The organism is Borreliella americana, from assembly GCF_021043605.1.
GTDB classification, from domain to species: Bacteria; Spirochaetota; Spirochaetia; order Borreliales; family Borreliaceae; genus Borreliella; species Borreliella americana.
The window spans coordinates 1-2,519 of the sequence record NZ_JAJNFB010000041.1 but is presented as its reverse complement, the minus strand read 5'-3'; the positions used below and the strand labels follow the sequence as shown (position 1 = coordinate 2,519).

The window sequence follows — 2,519 nt, the reverse complement described above, 5'->3', positions numbered from 1 at the left end:
ATTATTAGATAAAAAAAGAACAAACAATAATTACAACAAAGTTTTATTTAGTATGTTTACGGATTTAGAACAACAAGTATATAAATTTTATGGGAAAAAATACCCGGAACAAGGACCGTTAATAAAATGGATAATAAAAAACCTAAAATAATAACAATAGCGTCAATTAAGGGCGGCGTTGGCAAAAGCACAAGTGCAATTATATTTGCAACTCTATTGTCTCAAGATTGGAGAGTGCTTTTAATTGATATGGATACACAGGCATCAGTAACTAGTTATTTTTACAAAAAAATAATAGAAGATGATTTTAATTTATTGGAAAAAAATATATATGAAGTTTTGAAGGGAAATGCATTAATTGATAATTCAGTTATAAATATTAGTAATAATTTAGACTTGATACCTAGTTATATAAGTTTGCACAAATTTAATAAAGAGGCTATAACATTTAAGGAAATTAAACTTCAAAAACAGCTATTAAATTTACAATCCAATTATGATTACATAATAATTGATACAAATCCCAGCCTAGATTATACACTAACCAATGCTTTAGTATGTAGTGATTATATAATAGTTCCAATAACAGCAGAGAAATGGGCTGTTGAAAGTTTAGAACTTTTAAAGTTCTCAATTAGTGATTTAGCCATTGATATTCCAATTTTTTTAATAATAACCAGATTTAAAAAAAACAATACCCATAAAGCTTTGTTTGGTTCGCTTAAAGACAATAAAAATTTTTTGGGGTTAATTTATGAAAGAGAAGATTTGAATAAAAAGATAGCAAAAAATGATCTATTTAATTTAAATAGAGATTATATGCTAGAGTACAAAAATATATTAAGTAAATTTATAACAATAATCATGTCCAGTTAACTGGACATGATTGCCATTTTAAATGAAAGGAGTCCATATATGGAGATAATATTGAACAAAAGAAACCTAGAAGTGCTAAATGAAGCCGAAGAACATTATAAGAAGCTAAAGCAAAGATTAAAATCTAGTTTTCAACAAGAAATTTATTATAAGATAGAAGTTATCAAGATATTAAAAGAAATAAAAGATAACGAATATTATAAATTAGATGGATACAGAACATTTGAAGATTTTATCAAAGATTATCATTTAGCAAGGAGTCAAGCATATGACTATTTAAAAATAGCAAATGCAATTAAAGATGGCATTTTAGAAGAAGCTTATGTAATAGAAAATGGTGTTACAAAAACTCTTGAGTTCTTAAGAAAATCGCCAAATGTTTTAAAAAAATATAAACAAAATCCAATAAAACCCTTAAGATTTCAACTTAAGAGTCAAGAAAGTTACGACTTTTATAAAAGTAATGCGAAATTTACTGGGTATCTTTTAGACAAATTATTTAATAATGAAAAAGAAATGATTAAAAAAATTATGAAGGAATATAAACAACTAAAAGGATAGTAAGAAATTTTATGACTAATTTAGCGTACAGAACATATAACATAGAAAGTATAAAAAATGAATTTTTAAACATAGGGTTTAGTGAGGAGGCAATAGATTTTGTTTTTCTTCATAAGAATAATTTCAATTTTGAATTTTTGAAAGAGAAAATAATCGATTTAGAAAAGAATTTGAGAAAAGATATATCCAGTTTAGATACTAAAATAGATAGCGTAAAAAACGAACTTAATTCTAAAATAGATAGTATAGAAAAAACCTTGCAAAAGGATATATCTAATCTAGATAATAAAATAGATATTTTAAAAAACGAACTTACTGCAAGTAATAGAACAATACAAGTAATTTTAATAATGGGAATAACGCTTGCTCCAATTATCTATTCTATATTCAATAAGTATTTTTTAAATTAAGAACGATTAAAATTTTATAAAGTAATAAGTTAGTATATACTTTTAAAGTAGAACTTATTTGAATTTTTATACTTGAAAATTAAAATTAAACTCCAAAACATTATGATAAAATTCTCAATTTCTGGAATTATGATCAAACAGATTCTGTGTACCATCAAATTTCAATGCTATTATATTGGGACCAGTAGTATTAATCTTTGAAAGACACGGATGATTATAGGTATTTATCACCTCACATTCAAAATCATTTTTAGTTGCATAATTTGTGAACTGCTATTTCTAAATCAAAGATTATAGAAATAGCAGTTCACAAACGAATAATCTATAAAAATAATTTGCAGCAACCATGTATAAAAATCAACAAAATTAAGTATTATTTGGTAAAGGGAAGACGAAAGCTTGTTATTTATGTCTATATTTAGCAACTAATATTAGGTGATAATTAATTGAATACACGCAGTGATTATTAAAATTATTAGATATCTAAAAAAATTTTTTATTTCATTCTTGATACAATTATATGCAATTAAAAACTCAAATAAATGTTGGCTATAATAACTAAAATAGAAATAAAAAACTCAATAATAAAATTTACAAAAACTTCATGCTCTTGTCTTGCAACTTTAAGATAAGGAATATCATCAAATAAAAAATTTTTCATAATCAAGGGTT

The 2,519-nt window shown here is 24.1% G+C and carries 4 protein-coding genes and 1 pseudogene; 4 read left to right on the top strand and 1 reads right to left on the bottom strand.

What is annotated here, in order from left to right; genetic code table 11:
* The 4 genes from LRB30_RS05665 to bdr all read left to right on the top strand — a co-directional run.
* On the top strand, nucleotides 1–151 hold a 151-nt coding region (locus LRB30_RS05665; RefSeq protein WP_231014693.1), incomplete at its 5' end, for a DUF226 domain-containing protein.
* The gene (locus LRB30_RS05660; RefSeq protein WP_231014692.1) at nucleotides 127–876 is read left to right on the top strand and encodes a ParA family protein; all 750 of its coding nucleotides are present in this window, start codon (nucleotides 127–129) and stop codon (nucleotides 874–876) included. The genes LRB30_RS05665 and LRB30_RS05660, both read left to right, overlap by 25 nt.
* 39 nt (nucleotides 877–915) lie before the next feature.
* A complete protein-coding gene (locus LRB30_RS05655) occupies nucleotides 916–1,437 on the top strand; it encodes a chromosome replication/partitioning protein (RefSeq protein WP_231014691.1) in 522 nt (173 codons plus the stop codon).
* Between the two features lie 11 nt (nucleotides 1,438–1,448).
* The gene (gene bdr, locus LRB30_RS05650) at nucleotides 1,449–1,847 is read left to right on the top strand and encodes a Bdr family repetitive protein (RefSeq protein ID WP_231020128.1); all 399 of its coding nucleotides are present in this window, start codon (nucleotides 1,449–1,451) and stop codon (nucleotides 1,845–1,847) included.
* A gap of 117 nt (nucleotides 1,848–1,964) precedes the next feature.
* On the opposite strand, the pseudogene LRB30_RS05645 reads toward bdr, so the two are convergent.
* A pseudogene (locus LRB30_RS05645) lies at nucleotides 1,965–2,117 on the bottom strand (DUF764 family protein); the annotation flags it as partial.
* Nucleotides 2,118–2,519 lie beyond the last annotated feature (402 nt).

What these genes read in the sequence shown, in the direction of transcription:
- LRB30_RS05660 (WP_231014692.1), top strand. Translation starts at nt 127, where the DNA reads ATGGATAATAAAAAACCTAAAATAATAACAATAGCGTCAATTAAGGGC.
- LRB30_RS05655 (WP_231014691.1), top strand. Translation starts at nt 916, where the DNA reads ATGGAGATAATATTGAACAAAAGAAACCTAGAAGTGCTAAATGAAGCC.
- bdr (WP_231020128.1), top strand. Translation starts at nt 1,449, where the DNA reads ATGACTAATTTAGCGTACAGAACATATAACATAGAAAGTATAAAAAAT.